Raw genomic sequence first — 18,610 nt, forward strand, 5'->3', positions numbered from 1 at the left:
GGGGATGTTGGTCGGATTGGTCATGGTTGGGTGATTTTCTGCAGCGTTTCCATCTGCCTGATCCAGGCATCGAATCGAGCGCATTGTTGCCGAATGATCGGCAGGCCGATCTCAATCGCGGCGAGTGAACCGTGCAGCGGTTTGTCGTAGCCAGCGTAAAGCTTTTGCAGTCTTTTGCTCGGCGCGGTCATCGGACTATTGTTAATAGCTTCCGGCGTTTCAAACTGATTTCGTATGTGCAAAAAACGGTCTTCAAGGGCGGTCTGGTTGATCCCGACAGCTAACCCTTTGGGGCAACTGAACAGCAGGCCCTCGAATTCGTACATTTGCACATAGGGAATGAATCGGCGCATGGCTTCATCGCCCAGTTTGTTTGCCAACCTTTCCGTCATAGCTTTCAGCAGGCAATCAGCTTTTTCATCCATGGTGTTCTTGCTACCGGCATTCGCTTTGCCAGGGAATTCTTCGGGCAGGCCATAGAAATCAAAAAACGTAGTGCAATATGCCTGCCGGTCACCTAACAGGCGCTTTTCAACATCACTGAGCAGACGCTCGAAACGAAAGTTGCCGCCCTTGTGGCCGGGTTTTCCGATCAGAGCAGGCATCAGGTAAATATCCGAATGCTGGAAGGCGTGCGCCAGCACCTCGTTGATGAACATCTCTTCTGTTTGGCCCTCGCAGATCACGTGGACTCGAATCATCTACGCGGCCTCCCGCCCAGAATGTTTTTCTCCCACAGCTCGCCTACCGAATAATCGTCCAGCCATGTTTCGAAGGCTTTTTCGTCGAGGCGCTTGAAGACAGTTGCGCCTTTCTCCCGCTCGACGATGATCAGGTCGTCGATTGAGAACTCGTTCACCAGGGGTACCGACTGCGTTGAGACAATCACCTGCATTCGTGTGGAGGCTGAGCGCAGCAGCGAGCCCAGTAAGGTGATGGCGTAGGGATGCAGGCCGAGTTCCGGCTCATCAATGATGATGGTCGATGGCGGATCGGGTTGGAGCAGGGCGGTGACCAAGCAGATGAAGCGGATCGACCCGTCCGAGAGCTGGCTCGGCCAGAAGGTGTAGTCGCTGTCCTTCTGACGCCATTGCAGGTTGATCAGCTCTTCCTGGCTGTCCAGTCGCACAGGCTTCAGCACAAAATCATCGAAGAACGGAATCGCCAGTTGGATCGTTTTGCGGATCTGTTCATACACCTCAGGCGATTCGGTGCATAACCGATTCAGATAGGCCGCCAGGTTCGACGCGTCTGGACGCAGGTAGTCATCGATATGGGCCGGTCCGTAGCGTTTGACGCTCGCGGTTTCGCTGGTGTCGTGGAAGTGGAAAACCTTCCAACTGGAAATCGATTCGTAGCAGTACGCCACAACGTTGTTTTTGTAGGGGGCTTGGAACTGTTTGGTGTCGTAGGCTTTTTTGAGCTTGGTCTCCTGGTGCCCGGAGCCCAGCGTAATCCACTCTGATCCATACATGGGGCCGTCAAAAAAGAGCCGTTCGTTGGAAAAAACAAAGTCCCCCTCCACGGTCGGTTCCAGCTCGAACTCATAGCCGTTCAAGCCAAAATGGACATAAGAACTGATCTGCTGAGTTTCCTTGACGCCGAAGCTGACAACTCGGTCTGCCGATCCTTGTTGGGTCGTCCACTTTTTAAGGCGCAACTCCATCATTTCGCTGAGCATGCGAAAGTAAGAAACGAAGCTGCTCTTACCCGCACCGTTGGCACCCAGCAGCACGTTCAGGCTGCCCAGGTGCAAGTCCTCAAGGTTCTTGATGGACTTGAAGCCTTTGATGGTGAGCCGGCTGATCGGGTTCTTTGTGCTCATTGCTGCTTGATTCCTTTAGCGGCGCCGCTTGTTGAGTCCAAAGCCGCTGTCGTTGATAGCTGTGGCGGATTCTGCCATTGATTTCGCACGCTGGCTTCTCACTTGATGGGATCATCCTAACGTTAATCTTTACTGTCTAATATCAGGGCGCTGATCGGGTCAGTCAGCCCAATTGTGACGCATCGCTATCGGGGGCAAGCCCGCTCCCACAGCGCATCGTGTTTCAGGTTGAAAGTGGGCGGTGAACATTAAATCGGGCGGCCCGCACTTTTTTACAGGCGAAAAAAAAGACCTTGAATTTCAAGGTCTTTTTTTAAGATGGTGCCCCGAGGGAGACTCGAACTCCCACTCCTTTCGAAAACGGATTTTGAATCCGCCGCGTCTACCAATTCCGCCATCAGGGCTCAATGGCGGCGAAGTATAGAGAGGTGATTACCGTTGGTCAATCACGTTTCATGGTCAATTTTGACTATTTCCGCTAGACTTCCCGGCCCTGCTAGACGAACCCCATCATGCGCGTTGCTGACTTTACTTTTGAGCTCCCTGATTCGCTGATCGCTCGCCACCCTTTGGCCGAGCGGCACGCCAGTCGACTGCTGACCCTGGACGGGCCAAGCGGTGCCCTCGCACACCGTCAATTCACTGATTTGCTTGAGCATTTACGCCCAGGTGATCTGATGGTGTTCAACAATACTCGGGTGATTCCGGCGCGGCTGTTTGGCCAGAAAGCCTCCGGCGGCAAGCTGGAAATTCTGGTGGAGCGGGTGCTGGACAGCCATCGCGTGCTGGCCCATGTGCGCTCCAGCAAGTCGCCGAAACCGGGATCGAGCCTTCTTATCGATGGCGGTGGCGAAGCCGAGATGGTGGCGCGTCATGATGCGCTGTTCGAGCTGAAGTTCGCCGAAGAAGTCCTGCCATTGCTGGAGCGCGTCGGCCATATGCCGTTGCCTCCTTATATCGACCGCCCGGATGAAGACGCTGACCGCGAACGCTATCAGACTGTTTATTCCCAGCGCCTGGGTGCGGTGGCCGCGCCTACGGCCGGGCTGCATTTCGACCAGCCGCTACTGGAGGCGATTGCCGCCAAGGGCGTCGAGACCGCCTATGTGACCCTGCACGTGGGGGCCGGCACGTTTCAGCCGGTGCGTGTGGAGAACATCGAAGACCACCATATGCACAGCGAATGGCTGGAGGTCACTCAGGATGTGGTGGACGCGGTCAACGCGTGCAAGTCGCGCGGCGGGCGGGTGATTGCGGTGGGCACCACTAGCGTGCGCTCCCTGGAAAGCGCGGCGCGCGACGGCGTGCTCAAGCCGTTTAGCGGCGACACCGATATCTTCATTTACCCAGGCCGACCGTTCCATGTGGTCGATTGCCTGGTCACCAACTTCCATTTGCCGGAATCCACGCTGTTGATGCTGGTGTCGGCATTTGCCGGTTATCCCGAGACCATGGCCGCTTATCAAGCCGCCATCGAAAATGGATACCGTTTTTTCAGCTACGGTGATGCGATGTTCATCACCCGTAACCCGGCGCCGCGCGGCCCAGAGGAACAACTATGAGTCGTATGTCGTTTGAATTGCTGGCCACCGACGGTAAGGCCCGTCGCGGTCGCCTGACGTTCCCGCGTGGCACCGTGGAGACCCCGGCGTTTATGCCTGTCGGCACCTACGGCACCGTCAAGGGCATGCTGCCGCGCGATATCGTCGCCACCGGCGCCGAGATTATCCTCGGCAACACTTTCCACCTGTGGCTGCGCCCGGGCACGGAAGTGATCAAGAAGCATGGCGACTTGCATGACTTCATGAAGTGGCAGGGCCCGATCCTCACCGACTCCGGTGGTTTCCAGGTGTTCAGCCTGGGCGCCATGCGCAAGATCAAGGAGGAGGGCGTAACCTTCGCCTCGCCGGTGGACGGTTCCAAAGTGTTCATGGGGCCGGAAGAGTCGATGCAGGTGCAGCGTGACCTGGGTTCGGACATCGTGATGATTTTCGACGAGTGCACGCCGTACCCGGCCGACGAAGACGTCGCGCGGGTGTCCATGGAGTTGTCGCTGCGTTGGGCCCAACGTTCGAAAAACGCCCATGGCGATAACACCGCGGCGTTGTTCGGTATCGTCCAGGGCGGCATGCATGAAAGCCTGCGCAAGCGCTCGCTGGAAGGCCTCGACAAAATCGGCTTCGACGGCCTGGCCATCGGCGGTCTGTCCGTGGGCGAGCCCAAGCACGAGATGATAAAGGTGCTGGATTATCTGCCGGGCCTGATGCCGGCTGACAAACCTCGTTACCTTATGGGCGTTGGCAAACCGGAAGATCTCGTAGAGGGTGTGCGCCGCGGTGTGGACATGTTCGATTGCGTGATGCCAACCCGTAATGCCCGCAATGGGCATCTGTTCATCGATACAGGCGTGCTGAAGATCCGTAACGCGTTCCATCGCCATGATGATTCGCCGCTGGATCCCACCTGTGATTGCTACACCTGCCAGAACTTCTCCCGTGCTTATCTGTACCATCTGGACAAGTGCGGAGAAATGCTGGGTAGCATGTTGAATACCATCCACAATTTGCGTCATTACCAAGTCCTGATGGCTGGTTTGCGCGAGGCTATTCAACAGGGTACATTGGCCGCCTTCGTCGATGCCTTCTATGCCAAGCGCGGGCTCCCTGTGCCGCCCTTGGACTGAGTTTCCCGACCCTAAGATTCACTATTTGCAACTGGAGTGCTAAATGAGCTTTTTTATCTCTAACGCCATGGCCGACGCCGCTGCGCCTGCCGCTGCGGGCCCTATGGGCGGTGGTTTCGAGTGGATTTTCCTGGTCGGCTTCCTGGTTATCTTCTACCTGATGATCTGGCGTCCACAGGCCAAGCGCGCCAAAGAGCAGAAGAACCTGCTCAGCAGCCTGCAGAAAGGCGACGAAGTGGTCACCACTGGCGGTATCGCCGGCAAGATCACCAAGGTTTCCGATGCTTTCGTGGTACTGGAAGTCTCCGACACCGTTGAAATGAAGTTCCAGAAGGGCGCCATCGCCGCCACGCTGCCTAAAGGCACGCTCAAAGCGATCTAAGTAACAACCTTTACCAATCGACGGGGCGCGCAAGGCGCCCCGCGTTATAAGCGGGCGGCGTGATGCTGAACAAATACCCTCTGTGGAAATACGTACTGATCCTGGCGGTGCTGGCGATCGGTTTTATTTATTCCGCTCCCAATCTCTATCCTGATGACCCGGCGATCCAGATCACTGGCGCCAGCACTTCGCTGCAGGTCAATCAGGCTGATCTGGACCGCGCGAGCAAGGCGCTCACCGATGCGGGTATCCAGGTCAAGGCGGCAACATTGGCGGCTGGTGCGAAAGGCGGCTTGTTGCGCCTGACCAAGCAGGAAGACCAATTGCCGGCCAAGGATGTTGTGCGCAAGGCCATGGGCGACGACTATGTGGTCGCGCTCAACCTGGCGCAAACCACACCGCAATGGCTGCGCAGCATTGGCGCGCACCCGATGAAGCTGGGTCTGGACTTGTCCGGTGGCGTGCACTTCCTGCTGGAAGTCGACATGGACAAAGCCCTCGACGCCCGCCTCAAGGTCTACGAAGGCGACGTGAAGAGCCTGCTGCGTAAAGAAAAACTGCGTTATCGCAGCCTGCCGCAGCTCAACGGTGCCATCCAGCTGGGCTTCTCTGACGAAGCGTCCCGCGAACAGGCCCGTGCGCTGATCCGTAAGAACTTCAACGATTTCGACATCGTACCGGCCGACCTGAATGGTCAACCTGTACTGCGTCTGGCGATGAGCCCGGCCAAGATCGCGGAAATCCGCGAATACTCCATCAAGCAGAACTTGACCACGGTGCGTAACCGCGTCAACGAACTGGGTGTGGCCGAGCCGATCGTACAGCGCCAGGGCGCCAACCGTATCGTGGTTGAGCTGCCGGGTGTGCAGGATACCGCTGAAGCCAAGCGTATCCTGGGCAAGACCGCCAACCTGGAATTCCGTTTGGCGGCTGAGCCGGGCGCTACCCGTGCTACTGCCGAAGAGTTCGAGTTCCGCGAAGGCAACCGTCCTCCGGCGCTGATCGAGCGTGGCTTGATCATCACCGGTGATCAGGTGACCGACGCCAAGGCCGGTTTCGGCGAGCACGGCACTCCTGAAGTGAACATCCGCCTGGATGGCCATGGCGGCGAACTGATGAGTCGCGCTACGCGCAGCAACGTCGGTCGCAGTATGGCGGTGATCTTCATCGAGCAACGCCCAATCACTACCTACACCAAGCAAATGGTCAACGGCGTCGAGAAAGACGTGCCGGTGCAGTCGTTCAAGGAAGAGAAGAAGATCATCAGCCTGGCGACCATTCAGTCGCCGCTGGGTGCTCAATTCCGCATCACCGGCCTGAACGGCCAGGGTGAATCTTCCGAACTGGCGCTGCTGCTGCGCGCCGGTGGCCTGGCCGCGCCGATGTACTTCGCTGAAGAACGTACCATTGGCCCGAGCCTGGGTGCGGACAACATCACCAAGGGTATCGACGCAGCCTTGTGGGGCATGCTTTTCGTATCGCTGTTCATCATCGCCATCTACCGCTTCTTCGGTGTCATCGCCACTGTGGCCCTGGCGGGCAACATGGTAATGCTGCTGGCTTTGATGTCGCTGCTGGGGGCAACGCTGACCCTTCCGGGTATTGCCGGTATCGTACTCACCATGGGTATGGCGGTGGATGCCAACGTGCTGATCTTCTCACGAATTCGTGAAGAGATCGCTGCGGGCATGACAGTGCAGCGCGCAATCAACGAAGGCTTCGGCCGGGCATTTACCGCGATTCTCGACTCCAACCTGACCACATTGCTGGTCGGTGGGATTCTCTTTGCCATGGGCACCGGCCCGGTCAAAGGTTTTGCGGTGACCATGTCCCTCGGTATCTTTACCTCGATGTTCACGGCCATCATGGTGACCCGCGCAATGGTCAACCTGATCTTTGGCGGACGTGACTTCAAGAAGTTGTGGATTTAAGGGGCTGCCATGTTACGTACAATCAACTTCATGGGCGTTCGCAACATTGCGTTCGGCGCCACAGTGCTCCTTACCGTTCTGGCATTGTTCAGCTGGTTCCATAAGGGCCTGAACTACGGGCTGGACTTCACCGGCGGTACGCTCATCGAGCTCACCTACGAGAAGCCGGCCGACGTCACCCTGGTGCGCAACGAACTGGTCAAGGCCGGTTATCATGAAGCCGTGGTGCAGAACTTCGGCGCTACCACCGATCTGCTGGTGCGTATGCCTGGCGAAGACCCGCAACTGGGCCACCAGGTGGCCGAGGCTTTGCAGAAGGTCGGCGGTGATAACCCGGCGTCGGTCAAGCGCGTCGAGTTCGTGGGCCCGCAAGTGGGTGAAGAGCTGCGCGACCAGGGCGGCCTCGGCATGCTGATGGCGCTGGTCGGCATCATGATCTACCTGGCGTTCCGCTTTCAGTGGAAATTCGGCGTCGGCGCCATTGTGTCGCTGATCCATGACGTGATCGTAACCGTAGGCATCCTGGCTTACTTCCAGGTCACTTTCGACCTGACGGTGCTGGCGGCGGTGCTGGCGATCATTGGTTATTCGCTCAACGACACCATCGTGGTATTCGACCGGGTTCGCGAGAACTTCCGTGTACTGCGCAAGGCGACGTTGATCGAGAACATCAACATCTCCACCACCCAGACCCTGCTGCGGACCATGGCCACGTCGATTTCCACCTTGCTGGCGATCGCGGCGTTGATGATCTTCGGTGGCGACAACCTGTGGGGCTTCTCCCTGGCGCTGTTCATCGGCGTTCTGGCGGGTACCTACTCGTCGATCTACATCGCCAACGTGGTGTTGATCTGGCTGAACCTCAACAGCGAAGACCTGATTCCTCCGGCCATCACCGACAAGGAAGTCGACGATCGTCCTTGATGGGCGCTTGTTGATCGTTGTTACAAAGAAGGCACGAGTATTGAACTCGTGCCTTTTTTTTTGCTCCAAGGCTGGGTATAGCGCGGACCTTTCGGTTCGTTTGTGATGGTCAGGAGGTTCAACGTGAACAAGTCGTTACTGGTTGGTGCGGTATTGGGTGCTGTCGGTGTAACTGCCGGGGGTGCTGTCGCCACCTACAGCCTGGTAAAAAGCGGCCCTGAGTATGCGCAAGTACTGGCGGTGCAGCCGGTCAAGACCCAGATCAAAACCCCGCGTGAGGTCTGCAAGGACGTCACCGTGACCCGGCAGCGTCCGGTGCAGGATCAGCATCAAATCGCCGGTACCGTCGTTGGCGCCCTCGCAGGTGGCCTGCTGGGTAACCAGATCGGCGGCGGCAATGGTAAGAAACTGGCCACCGTGGCCGGTGCAGTAGGTGGTGGTTACGCCGGCAACAAGGTGCAGGAAGGTATGCAGAACCGCGATACCTACACCACCACGCAAACCCGTTGTAACACCGTCAACGACATCAGCGACAAGGTTGTCGGCTATGACGTGCGGTACACCTTGGATGGCAAGGAAGGTTCGGTGCGCATGGATCGTGATCCAGGCGGCCAGATTCCGGTCGACAAGGAGGGTCGTCTCGTCCTCGGTCAAAACCAGCAGTAATACTCGTCCAGACGCAGATTCAATGGCGTGTGCAGTTCAGAATGCGGGAGGGGCTAGCCCCCTCCCGCATTTTATTTGTGGTGCTCTTGGCATTTAGGCTCGCACCAAATCCCAGGCACAAAAAAAGCACCCCGAAGGGTGCTTTTTTTTTGCTCGCTCGCTTAACGCTTCAGCGAGGCCGGCAGGTGCGGCTGGATCGCCGTCAGAACTGCCTTGAAGCATTTGGTGTTACCGGCAACGACGTGGCCTTTTTCCAGGAAGTCGTGACCGCCGGTGAAGTCGCTCACCAGGCCGCCTGCTTCTTGAATCAGCAGTGCGCCTGCGGCCATGTCCCACTCGGACAGGCCCGACTCCCAGAACGCGTCAAAACGACCGGCGGCAACGTAGGCCAGGTCCAGGCTGGCAGCGCCGGCGCGGCGGATGCCGGCGGTCTGGCCAACCAGGGCGCGGAACATGCCAAGGTAGTTTTCCAGGTTATCCATCTGGTCGTCACGGAATGGGAAGCCAGTGCCCAGAAGAGCGCCGTCCAGGCTGGTGCGACCGCTGACGCGCAGGCGACGGCCATTGAGCTGGGCGCCACGGCCACGGCTGGCGGTGAATTCTTCCTGGCGAACCGGGTCGAGTACAACCGCGTGTTCCAAGCGGCCACGGTATTTGCAGGCAATACTCACGGCAAAGTGCGGGATACCGCGCAGGAAGTTGGTGGTGCCGTCCAGTGGATCGATGATCCACAGGTAGTCTTCGCCTTCGCCGCTGCCTTTGTGCAAACCGGTTTCTTCGCCGAGGATGCCGTGGGTAGGGTAGGCCTTGCGCAGCGCATCGATGATTTTCTGTTCGGCGGCGCGATCCACCTCGGATACATAATCCTTGGCGTCTTTTTCGTCGACCTTGATGGTATCCAGGCGCTCGATGGAGCGGAAGATCAATTCACTGGCGCTGCGGGCGGCGCGCAGCGCGATATTCAGCATGGGCTGCATGGATGTGTCACCTAAGGTTGTTAAAGAAAGCCGGGCATTCTAGCAGAAACTTTCTTCAGGTGAAGGACGACGTTCGCTTTCATGGCATAACCTTAGGCTGTTCTGTAAGATTTGCTCCCCTTTCCTGTGTCCGAGAGCGCCTCCCTTGCTGCAAAACATTCGTGTCGTCTTGGTCAATACCAGTCATCCCGGCAATATCGGTGGGGTGGCGCGAGCCATGAAAAACATGGGGCTGACGCGCCTGGTGCTGGTCGAGCCGCGTGTGTTCCCGCACCACGAGGCTGACGCGCGCGCGTCGGGCGCCAATGACATCCTTGAAAAGGCCCAGGTCGTCGCCACCTTGGAAGATGCCTTGGTCGGTTGCAACCTGGTGCTGGGCACCAGTGCCCGCGACCGTCGTATCCCGTGGCCATTGCTGGACCCGCGAGAGTGCGGGACCAAGGTGGTGGAGGAGGCGGCCGGCGGCGCTGAAATCGCCTTGGTATTTGGCCGTGAAGATTCCGGCCTGACCAATGAGGAGCTGCAGCGATGTCACTTTCATGTGCACATTCCCTCAGACCCCGAGTTCAGTTCGCTGAACCTGGGGGCGGCGGTGCAGGTATTGAGCTATGAAGTGCGCATGGCCTGGCTGGCCGCCGAAGGGCAGCCGAGCAAGGTCGAGAAGGATGAAGTGGCGTCCACTAAAAGTGGTGAGTTGGCCACCATGGACGAGCTGGAGCGATTCTATGAGCATCTGGAACATACTCTGGTGGCCATCGAATTCCTCGATCCTGAAAAACCGCGGCACTTGATGGCGCGCCTGCGCCGCCTGTACGGGCGCAGCTCGGTCAGCCGGGCGGAAATGAATATATTGCGTGGCATCCTCACGGAAACCCAGAAAGCGGCCCGTGGCGAACTCCTCAAGCGGAAGGATTAAAAATGTTCGAGCGTTTGCGAGAAGATATCCAGAGTGTTTTTCACCGTGACCCGGCTGCACGCAACGCCTTTGAAGTGCTGACCTGCTATCCGGGCATGCACGCGATCTGGATCCATCGTCTGTCCGGTGCACTGTGGAATATGGGCTGGAAATGGCTGGCGCGGCTGGTGTCGAATTTCGGTCGCTGGCTGACCGGGATCGAGATTCATCCGGGCGCCAAGGTGGGGCGGCGCTTCTTTATTGATCACGGCATGGGCATCGTTATTGGTGAAACCGCTGAGATCGGCGACGACGTGACGCTTTATCAAGGCGTGACCCTGGGCGGGACCAGTTGGAATAAAGGTAAGCGCCACCCTACGTTGGGCGATGGTGTGGTGGTCGGGGCGGGCGCCAAGGTGCTTGGTCCGTTCACGGTCGGCGCTGGTGCCAAGGTGGGCTCCAATGCTGTGGTGACCAAGGCGGTTCCGCCTGGCGCCACGGTGGTGGGTATTCCGGGGCGCATCATCGTCAAGCCGGAAGTCGGTGATGAGCAAGAGGCCAAGCGCAAGGCCATGGCCGAGAAAATCGGTTTCGATGCGTATGGCGTCAGCGAAGACATGCCCGACCCGGTCGCACGCGCCATCGGCCAGTTGCTCGACCATCTGCAAGCGGTGGATGGAAAGTTGGATGGTATGTGCGGTGCACTGAAGGAGCTGGGTAGCACCTACTGTGCGAAAGATCTGCCTGAGCTGCGTGAAGAGGACTTCGCCGAAATCAAGGACGAAGCTGTCACGAAGGCCGGCTGAAGCCACCAAACCCCATGGGAGGGGCGAGCCCTCCCAGTTTTTGGCTCCATTGGTCTCGCAATTCCTGGTCGATCCTGTTCTCGCTGTTCGATCCAACCCCATCCTGCTATGATTCGCGCGCCCTTTTTACGGGTAATCCTGACTAAAGTACTAGGTCTTATAGTTGACTTAAATACTCGGGAATCGCATACTTGCTCCCATTCTGAAACACCTTGGTACTTGTCCATGAGACTGACTACAAAAGGCCGATACGCGGTGACTGCCATGCTCGACTTGGCCTTGCACGCGCAAACTGGGCCGGTGTCCCTGGCCGATATCTCCGAGCGTCAAGGCATTTCCCTGTCCTACCTTGAGCAACTGTTCGCCAAATTGCGCCGCAGTAATCTGGTCTCCAGTGTGCGTGGGCCGGGCGGTGGCTATCAATTGTCCCGCGACATGCAGGGCATTCAGGTAGCCCAGGTAATCGACGCGGTCAACGAATCGGTCGATGCCACAAAATGCCAGGGGTTGGGTGACTGCCATGCCGGCGATACCTGCCTTACACATCACTTGTGGTGTGATTTGAGCCTGCAGATCCATGAGTTTTTGAGTGGTATCAGCTTGGCTGATCTTGTGACTCGCCGTGAGGTGCAAGAAGTAGCCCAGCGTCAGGACCAGCGCCGTTGCAACACCAAGGCGCCGCGTCTGGACAAGATTGAAGCGTCCGCCGTCGAGTGACAGCCGCAGAGCTAACGGCACGCCAGCCAGCCTGATTTAGGAGAAAGTCCATGAAATTGCCGATTTACCTTGATTACTCAGCGACCACCCCGGTTGATCCGCGTGTCGCGCAAAAGATGAGCGAATGCCTGCTGGTTGACGGAAACTTCGGCAACCCGGCCTCCCGTTCCCACGTTTTCGGCTGGAAAGCCGAGGAAGCGGTCGAGAACGCTCGTCGCCAGGTTGCTGATCTGGTCGGCGCCGATCCGCGTGAAATCGTCTGGACCTCCGGTGCCACCGAGTCCGATAACCTGGCTATCAAGGGTGCCGCGCATTTCTACGCGACCAAGGGCAAGCACCTGATCACCACCAAGATTGAGCACAAGGCTGTCCTCGACACCATGCGCCAACTGGAGCGTGAAGGTTTCGAGGTGACTTATCTGGAGCCGACCACCGACGGCATCGTCACTCCGGCCATGATCGAAGCCGCGCTGCGTGAAGACACCATCCTGGTTTCCGTGATCCACGTTAACAACGAAATCGGCACCATCAATGACATCGCCGCGATCGGCGAGCTGACCCGCTCCAAGGGCGTGTTGCTGCACGTCGATGCGGCGCAGTCCACTGGCAAGGTCGATATCGATCTGTCGAAGTTGAAAGTCGACCTGATGTCGTTCTCTGCGCACAAGACTTACGGCCCCAAAGGCATTGGCGCGCTGTACGTGAGCCGCAAGCCGCGTGTGCGCATCGAAGCCACCATGCACGGCGGCGGTCACGAGCGCGGTATGCGTTCGGGCACCCTGGCGACCCACCAGATCGTCGGCATGGGTGAGGCGTTCCGTGTAGCCAAGGAAGACATGGCTGCTGAAAACGTGCGCATCAAGGCGTTGAGCGATCGCTTCTTCAAACAGGTCGAGAACCTTGAAGAGCTGTACATCAACGGCAGCATGACCGCCCGCGTACCGCACAATCTGAATTTGAGCTTCAACTACGTCGAAGGCGAGTCGCTGATCATGGCGCTCAAGGACCTGGCGGTTTCCTCCGGTTCGGCCTGCACCTCGGCTTCCCTTGAGCCGTCCTACGTGCTGCGTGCCCTGGGCCGCAACGACGAACTGGCGCACAGCTCGATCCGCTTTACGTTTGGCCGTTTCACCACCGAAGAAGAAGTCGATTACGCCGCGCAGAAAGTCTGCGAAGCGGTCAACAAACTGCGTACGCTGTCGCCGCTGTGGGACATGTACAAAGACGGTGTCGACATTTCCAAAATCGAGTGGGCGGCACACTAACTATAGAAGCCGCCACCGCAGCTCTGTAGGAACGTGGCGGAAAACGCAGGCGTTTCTACAGGGTTCCAGAGCGGCCCTGATGAGTGAGGATTCAGTACCATGGCTTACAGTGAAAAGGTCATCGACCACTACGAAAACCCGCGCAACGTCGGCAAGATGGACGCGCAAGACCCGGATGTCGGCACCGGCATGGTCGGCGCTCCCGCGTGCGGCGATGTGATGCGCCTGCAGATCAAGGTCAACGACGCTGGCGTGATTGAAGACGCTAAGTTCAAGACCTACGGTTGCGGTTCGGCCATCGCCTCCAGCTCCCTGGCGACCGAATGGATGAAAGGCAAGACCCTGGATGAAGCTGTCACCATCAGCAACACCCAGCTGGCTGAAGAGCTGGCGCTGCCGCCCGTGAAAATCCACTGCTCCGTGCTCGCTGAAGACGCCATCAAGGCCGCCGTTCGCGACTACAAGCAGAAGAAAGGCTTGATCTAAGCATTTGGCGACGAGTAAGGAGTCAACGATGGCTATCAGCATGACAGAAGCGGCTGCGCGGCACGTGCGACGCTCCCTGGATGGGCGCGGTAAAGGTGAGGGGATTCGTCTGGGTGTTCGCACCACAGGCTGTTCCGGCCTTGCCTACGTGCTGGAGTTTGTCGACGAGGTAGTGGCGGAAGACCAGGTGTTCGAGAGTCACGGCGAGAAGGTGATCATCGATCCTAAAAGCCTGACCTACCTGGACGGCACCGAACTCGATTTCGTCAAGGAAGGGTTGAACGAAGGCTTCAAGTTCAACAACCCCAACGTTCGCGGTGAATGTGGCTGCGGCGAAAGCTTCAACATCTGAGGCTACTCGTGGGTACTCCTTGTCATTTCGCTTTATTCGAGTTGCAGCCGAGCTTTCGGCTCGACCTTGAGCAGCTTGCCACGCGCTATCGAGAGTTGGCGCGTGGGGTGCATCCGGACCGCTTTGCCGACGCTTCCGAGCGTGAGCAGCGCCTGGCGCTGGAGCAATCGGCCAGCCTCAACGAAGCCTATCAGACCCTCAAGAGTCCGCCGAAACGCGCGCGCTACCTGCTCGCGATGAACGGGGGCGAGTTGCCGTTGGAAGTCACCGTGCATGACCCCGACTTTCTGATGCAGCAGATGCAGTGGCGCGAGGAGCTGGAAGACTTGCAGGACGACGCCGATCTGGCGGGCGTCGCGGTCTTCAAGCGACGCCTGAAAACGGCCCAGGATGAGCTCAACGAAAGCTTCGCAGCCTGTTGGGATGATGCAGCGCAACGCGAACAGGCCGAACGCCTGATGCGGCGCATGCAGTTTCTCGACAAGCTCTCCTACGAAGTGCGCCAGCTAGAAGAGCGCCTCGACGATTAACCCAGTGCTGCCCCGTTGCACGCCTGATAGACAGATAAGACCTGATTACCATGGCTCTACTGCAGATCGCCGAACCCGGCCAAAGCCCACAACCGCACCAGCGACGCCTGGCGGTGGGGATTGACCTGGGCACCACCAATTCCCTGGTCGCTGCCTTGCGCAGCGGCCTGTCTGAGCCATTGCCCGATGCCGATGGCCAGGTGATCCTGCCGTCCGCCGTGCGTTACCACGCTGACAGCGTCGAAGTAGGCGAATCAGCCAGGCTCGCGGCCTCGGCCGACCCGCTCAACACGGTGCTGTCTGTTAAGCGCCTGATGGGCCGTGGGCTATCCGACGTCAAGCAATTGGGCGATCAACTGCCGTATCGCTTTGTTGGCGGCGAGTCCCATATGCCGTTTATCGACACCGTCCAGGGCCCAAAAAGCCCGGTGGAAGTGTCGGCGGAAATTCTCAAGGTGCTGCGCTTGCGCGCGGAAACCACCCTGGGTGGCGAGCTGGTTGGCGCGGTGATTACCGTGCCCGCGTACTTCGATGACGCACAGCGCCAAGCCACCAAGGACGCGGCGAAGCTCGCCGGTCTGAATGTGCTGCGTTTGCTCAATGAGCCGACTGCGGCCGCAGTAGCCTATGGCCTGGACCAGCACGCCGAAGGCCTGGTCGCTATTTATGACCTGGGTGGCGGCACCTTTGATATCTCCATCCTGCGCCTGACCGGTGGTGTGTTCGAAGTGCTGGCCACCGGCGGCGATAGTGCCCTGGGCGGTGATGACTTCGATCACGCCATCGCGGGTTGGATCATCAGCGGCGCGGGCTTGTCCGCCGATCTCGATCCGGGCGCGCAGCGCAACCTGCTACAAACTGCCTGTGCGGCGAAAGAGGCGTTGACTGACGCCGCGTCCGTTGAAGTTTCCTACGGCGACTGGTCGGCTCAACTGACTCGCGAGACCTTCGATGCGCTGATCGAGCCGATGGTTGCCCGCAGCCTCAAGGCATGCCGCCGTGCCGTGCGCGACTCCGGTATCGAGCTGGAAGAAGTAGGGGCTGTGGTGATGGTCGGTGGCTCCACCCGTGTGCCGCGCGTGCGAGAGGCCGTGGCTGAGGCGTTTGGTCGTCAGCCGTTGACTGAAATCGACCCGGATCAGGTAGTTGCCATCGGTGCAGCCATCCAGGCCGATACTTTGGCCGGTAACAAGCGCGATGGCGGCGAATTGCTGTTACTCGACGTGATTCCGTTGTCGCTGGGTCTGGAAACCATGGGCGGCCTGATGGAGAAGGTGATTCCACGTAACACCACCATCCCCGTTGCCCGTGCCCAAGATTTCACCACGTACAAAGACGGCCAAACGGCCATGATGATTCATGTGCTGCAAGGCGAGCGCGAGCTGATTAGTGACTGCCGCTCCCTGGCGCGCTTCGAACTGCGCGGCATTCCGGCGATGGTTGCCGGTGCGGCGAAGATTCGCGTGACGTTCCAGGTCGACGCCGATGGATTGCTCAATGTGGCCGCGCGCGAACTGGGCTCGGGTGTTGAAGCCAGCATCCAGGTCAAGCCGTCCTACGGCCTGACCGACGGCGAAATCGCCAAAATGCTCAAGGATTCGTTCCAGCACGCCAGTGACGACAAGGTCGCCCGGGTGTTGCGCGAACAGCAAGTGGACGCCCAGCGTCTGCTCGAGGCGGTGCAGGGCGCCATGGATGTCGATGGCGAACGCCTGCTGGACGCTGAAGAACGCATGGTCATTGACTTGCAGATGCAGGAATTGGCCGAACTGATGAAAGGTAACGATGGTTATGCCATCGAACAGCAGACCAAGCGCCTGTCGCAAGTCACCGATGCCTTTGCCGCCCGCCGTATGGATCAGACGGTTAAAGCCGCGCTGGCGGGCCGCAACCTGAATGAAATTGAGGAATAACTGATGCCGCAGGTCACTTTTCTACCGCACGCCGAGCATTGCCCGGATGGCATGGTCGTGCAGGCTGAGACCGGCAAGTCCCTTCTTGAAGTTGCCCATGACCACCACATCGAGATCGAAAGTGCCTGTGGTGGCGTGAACGCCTGTACCACCTGCCACTGCATCATTCGTAAAGGTTTTGATAGCCTCAACGAGGCCGACGATCTGGAAGAAGACTACCTTGACAGGGCGTGGGGCCTTGAGCCGACATCGCGCCTGAGTTGCCAGGCGAGAGTGGGAACTGAAGATCTCACTGTGGAAATCCCGAAATATTCGCTCAACCATGCAGCCGAAGCGCCGCATTGATTCAAGGAAATGTCATGAGCCTGAAATGGGTTGATGTACAAGAAATCGCTATACAACTTGCTGAAGCTCACCCTGAGGTCAATCCTCTAACGGTCAACTTCGTCAAGTTGCGTAATTTGGTATTGGAGCTGCCTGACTTTGACGACGTCCCGGACCGGGGCGGCGAAAAGGTTCTGGAGGCGATTCAAGGCCTGTGGATCGAAGAAGCAGACTGAACCGCCTTTTTACGCAGTTAGGCAATACCCAATAACCCGCGTATAATTCGCGGGTTTAATTTTTCGTAAATTACCGTTTCTGGAGTTACACCATGGCTGTTCAACGTACTTTCTCCATCATCAAGCCTGACGCTGTTGCAAAAAACGTCATCGGCGAGATCACCACTCGTTTCGAAAAAGCCGGCCTGAAGGTGGTAGCTTCGAAACTCAAGCAACTGTCCAAAGCTGAAGCTGAAGGCTTCTACGCTGAGCACAAAGAGCGTGGTTTCTTCGGTGACCTGGTTGCTTTCATGATCTCCGGTCCTGTTGTCGTTCAGGTGCTGGAAGGCGAAAACGCTATCGCTCTGAACCGTGAGCTGATGGGCGCTACCAACCCTAAAGAAGCAGCTGCCGGCACCATCCGTGCCGATTTCGCTGAATCCATCGACGCCAACGCTGTACACGGTTCGGACTCCGAAGCCGCTGCCGCTCGCGAAATCTCGTACTTCTTCGCAGCTACTGAAGTAACCACTCGCTAAGCATCGGCTTAAGAGTGAAGGTGAATCCATGACTACATCGACTGTAAAAACCAACCTGCTGGGTCTGACTCAACAGGAAATGGAAAAATTCTTCGACTCAATCGGGGAGAAGCGTTTCCGTGCCGGTCAGGTAATGAAGTGGATTCACCACTTTGGCGTCGACGATTTCGACGCCATGACGAACGTCAGCAAGGCCTTGCGCGACAAGCTCAAGGCCATTGCTGAGGTCCGTGGTCCCGAAGTGGTCAGCGAGGACATTTCCAGCGACGGCACCCGTAAGTGGGTGGTGCGTGTGGCGTCCGGCAGCTGCGTCGAGACCGTTTACATTCCCCAGGGCAAGCGCGGCACATTGTGCGTTTCGTCCCAGGCAGGCTGTGCCCTGGATTGCAGTTTCTGCTCCACCGGCAAGCAAGGCTTCAATAGCAACCTCACGGCCGCCGAAGTCATCGGCCAGGTGTGGATTGCCAACAAATCCTTTGGCAGCGTCCCGGCAACCGTCGACCGTGCCATCACCAACGTGGTGATGATGGGCATGGGTGAGCCGCTGCTGAACTTCGACAACGTCGTTTCGGCCATGCACCTGATGATGGACGATCTGGGCTACGGCATCTCCAAGCGCCGTGTGACCCTCTCGACCTCCGGCGTGGTGCCGATGATCGATGAGCTGTCCAAGCACATCGACGTCTCCCTGGCGTTGTCGCTGCACGCACCCAATGACGCATTGCGTAACCAATTGGTGCCGATCAACAAAAAGTATCCGCTTAAGATGCTGCTCGAATCTTGCCAGCGCTACATGTCGTCTCTGGGCGAAAAGCGCGTGCTGACTATCGAGTACACCTTGCTCAAGGACATCAACGACAAGGTCGAACACGCCGTCGAGATGATCGAGTTGCTCAAGAACATCCCATGCAAGATCAACCTGATTCCGTTTAACCCGTTTCCCCATTCTGGCTACGAGCGGCCGAGCAACAACGCCATCCGTCGTTTCCAGGATCAACTGCACCAGGCCGGCTTCAATGTCACCGTACGCACCACCCGTGGTGAAGACATCGACGCCGCCTGTGGCCAATTGGTAGGACAGGTGCTGGATCGCACCCGTCGCAGCGAACGTTATATTGCGGTGCGCGAACTGAGCGCCGCCGACGATATGCCGCAAAGCGCTGTGAATCGAACCTGAGAG

Annotated in this window: 21 protein-coding genes and 1 tRNA gene; 18 read left to right on the forward strand and 4 right to left on the reverse strand. The window is 58.2% G+C overall.

Going from position 1 to position 18,610, the window contains the following annotated elements; all coding sequences use genetic code 11:
* Positions 1-20: 20 nt before the first annotated feature.
* From ABX75_RS18720 to ABX75_RS18730, 3 genes are all read right to left on the reverse strand, one after another.
* The gene (locus ABX75_RS18720) at positions 21-701 is read right to left on the reverse strand and encodes a DUF4276 family protein (RefSeq protein WP_047882447.1); all 681 of its coding nucleotides are present in this window, start codon (positions 699-701) and stop codon (positions 21-23) included.
* Positions 698-1,825, reverse strand: coding sequence for an AAA family ATPase (locus tag ABX75_RS18725; RefSeq protein ID WP_047882448.1), 1,128 nt, complete (start codon positions 1,823-1,825; stop codon positions 698-700). Before ABX75_RS18725 ends, ABX75_RS18720 begins: the two co-directional genes overlap by 4 nt.
* Before the next feature lie 319 nt (positions 1,826-2,144).
* A tRNA-Leu gene (locus ABX75_RS18730) sits at positions 2,145-2,229 on the reverse strand.
* 108 nt (positions 2,230-2,337) lie between these two features.
* Here ABX75_RS18730 and queA point away from each other — a divergent pair.
* The 6 genes from queA (at position 2,338) to ABX75_RS18760 (ending at position 8,411) form a co-directional block, all read left to right on the forward strand.
* Positions 2,338-3,387 (forward strand): tRNA preQ1(34) S-adenosylmethionine ribosyltransferase-isomerase QueA, encoded by a 1,050-nt coding sequence (gene queA, locus ABX75_RS18735; protein ID WP_034100452.1) that lies wholly within the window; start codon positions 2,338-2,340, stop codon positions 3,385-3,387.
* A 5-nt stretch (positions 3,388-3,392) separates the two neighbouring features.
* On the forward strand, positions 3,393-4,508 hold the full coding sequence (tgt, locus tag ABX75_RS18740) for a tRNA guanosine(34) transglycosylase Tgt (RefSeq protein WP_177329696.1): 1,116 nt from the start codon (positions 3,393-3,395) through the stop codon (positions 4,506-4,508).
* Positions 4,509-4,551: 43 nt separating this feature from the next.
* Positions 4,552-4,890, forward strand: a complete 339-nt coding sequence (gene yajC, locus ABX75_RS18745) for a preprotein translocase subunit YajC (protein WP_010565221.1) — start codon at positions 4,552-4,554, stop codon at positions 4,888-4,890.
* Positions 4,891-4,952: 62 nt separating this feature from the next.
* Positions 4,953-6,821 carry a protein translocase subunit SecD gene (gene secD, locus ABX75_RS18750; RefSeq protein WP_034115037.1) on the forward strand — a complete coding sequence of 623 codons (1,869 nt, stop codon included), beginning with the start codon at positions 4,953-4,955 and terminating at the stop codon, positions 6,819-6,821.
* A 9-nt stretch (positions 6,822-6,830) separates the two neighbouring features.
* Positions 6,831-7,745, forward strand: a complete 915-nt coding sequence (gene secF / locus ABX75_RS18755; protein ID WP_034115036.1) for a protein translocase subunit SecF — start codon at positions 6,831-6,833, stop codon at positions 7,743-7,745.
* A gap of 123 nt (positions 7,746-7,868) precedes the next feature.
* Positions 7,869-8,411, forward strand: coding sequence for a glycine zipper 2TM domain-containing protein (locus ABX75_RS18760; RefSeq protein ID WP_034100446.1), 543 nt, complete (start codon positions 7,869-7,871; stop codon positions 8,409-8,411).
* Between the two features lie 161 nt (positions 8,412-8,572).
* On the opposite strand, the gene suhB is transcribed toward ABX75_RS18760, so the two are convergent.
* Positions 8,573-9,388, reverse strand: coding sequence for an inositol-phosphate phosphatase (suhB, locus tag ABX75_RS18765; protein WP_003175971.1), 816 nt, complete (start codon positions 9,386-9,388; stop codon positions 8,573-8,575).
* A 145-nt stretch (positions 9,389-9,533) separates the two neighbouring features.
* On the opposite strand from suhB, the gene trmJ reads away from it, so the two are divergent.
* From trmJ to rlmN, 12 genes are all read left to right on the forward strand, one after another.
* Positions 9,534-10,304: a tRNA (cytosine(32)/uridine(32)-2'-O)-methyltransferase TrmJ gene (gene trmJ, locus ABX75_RS18770; RefSeq protein ID WP_034100444.1), complete on the forward strand. Its 771-nt coding sequence runs from the start codon at positions 9,534-9,536 to the stop codon at positions 10,302-10,304.
* Between the two features lie 2 nt (positions 10,305-10,306).
* Positions 10,307-11,089, forward strand: a complete 783-nt coding sequence (gene cysE, locus ABX75_RS18775; RefSeq protein ID WP_034100442.1) for a serine O-acetyltransferase — start codon at positions 10,307-10,309, stop codon at positions 11,087-11,089.
* A 225-nt stretch (positions 11,090-11,314) separates the two neighbouring features.
* Entirely contained in the window at positions 11,315-11,806 is a 492-nt protein-coding gene (gene iscR / locus ABX75_RS18780; protein ID WP_003194020.1) for a Fe-S cluster assembly transcriptional regulator IscR, read from the forward strand.
* Between the two features lie 50 nt (positions 11,807-11,856).
* A complete protein-coding gene (locus ABX75_RS18785; RefSeq protein ID WP_034100439.1) occupies positions 11,857-13,071 on the forward strand; it encodes an IscS subfamily cysteine desulfurase in 1,215 nt (404 codons plus the stop codon).
* A 99-nt stretch (positions 13,072-13,170) separates the two neighbouring features.
* Positions 13,171-13,557, forward strand: a complete 387-nt coding sequence (gene iscU, locus ABX75_RS18790; protein ID WP_034100437.1) for a Fe-S cluster assembly scaffold IscU — start codon at positions 13,171-13,173, stop codon at positions 13,555-13,557.
* Positions 13,558-13,585: 28 nt separating this feature from the next.
* Positions 13,586-13,909 carry an iron-sulfur cluster assembly protein IscA gene (gene iscA, locus ABX75_RS18795; RefSeq protein WP_010565230.1) on the forward strand — a complete coding sequence of 108 codons (324 nt, stop codon included), beginning with the start codon at positions 13,586-13,588 and terminating at the stop codon, positions 13,907-13,909.
* An 8-nt stretch (positions 13,910-13,917) separates the two neighbouring features.
* Complete coding sequence (gene hscB / locus ABX75_RS18800; protein ID WP_034100433.1) at positions 13,918-14,439, forward strand: co-chaperone HscB; 522 nt, start codon at positions 13,918-13,920, stop codon at positions 14,437-14,439.
* A 50-nt stretch (positions 14,440-14,489) separates the two neighbouring features.
* Positions 14,490-16,352, forward strand: a complete 1,863-nt coding sequence (gene hscA / locus ABX75_RS18805; protein ID WP_047882450.1) for a Fe-S protein assembly chaperone HscA — start codon at positions 14,490-14,492, stop codon at positions 16,350-16,352.
* A gap of 3 nt (positions 16,353-16,355) precedes the next feature.
* A complete protein-coding gene (fdx, locus tag ABX75_RS18810; RefSeq protein ID WP_034100430.1) occupies positions 16,356-16,697 on the forward strand; it encodes an ISC system 2Fe-2S type ferredoxin in 342 nt (113 codons plus the stop codon).
* A gap of 14 nt (positions 16,698-16,711) precedes the next feature.
* Positions 16,712-16,912 carry a Fe-S cluster assembly protein IscX gene (iscX, locus tag ABX75_RS18815; RefSeq protein WP_034100428.1) on the forward strand — a complete coding sequence of 67 codons (201 nt, stop codon included), beginning with the start codon at positions 16,712-16,714 and terminating at the stop codon, positions 16,910-16,912.
* 92 nt (positions 16,913-17,004) lie between these two features.
* Positions 17,005-17,430 (forward strand): nucleoside-diphosphate kinase, encoded by a 426-nt coding sequence (gene ndk / locus ABX75_RS18820; protein ID WP_034100426.1) that lies wholly within the window; start codon positions 17,005-17,007, stop codon positions 17,428-17,430.
* 28 nt (positions 17,431-17,458) lie between these two features.
* Positions 17,459-18,607, forward strand: a complete 1,149-nt coding sequence (rlmN, locus tag ABX75_RS18825; protein ID WP_034100424.1) for a 23S rRNA (adenine(2503)-C(2))-methyltransferase RlmN — start codon at positions 17,459-17,461, stop codon at positions 18,605-18,607.
* Positions 18,608-18,610: the final 3 nt, after the last annotated feature.

Source organism: Pseudomonas sp. ARP3, from assembly GCF_001029595.1.
Taxonomy (GTDB): Bacteria; Pseudomonadota; Gammaproteobacteria; order Pseudomonadales; family Pseudomonadaceae; genus Aquipseudomonas; species Aquipseudomonas rhodesiae.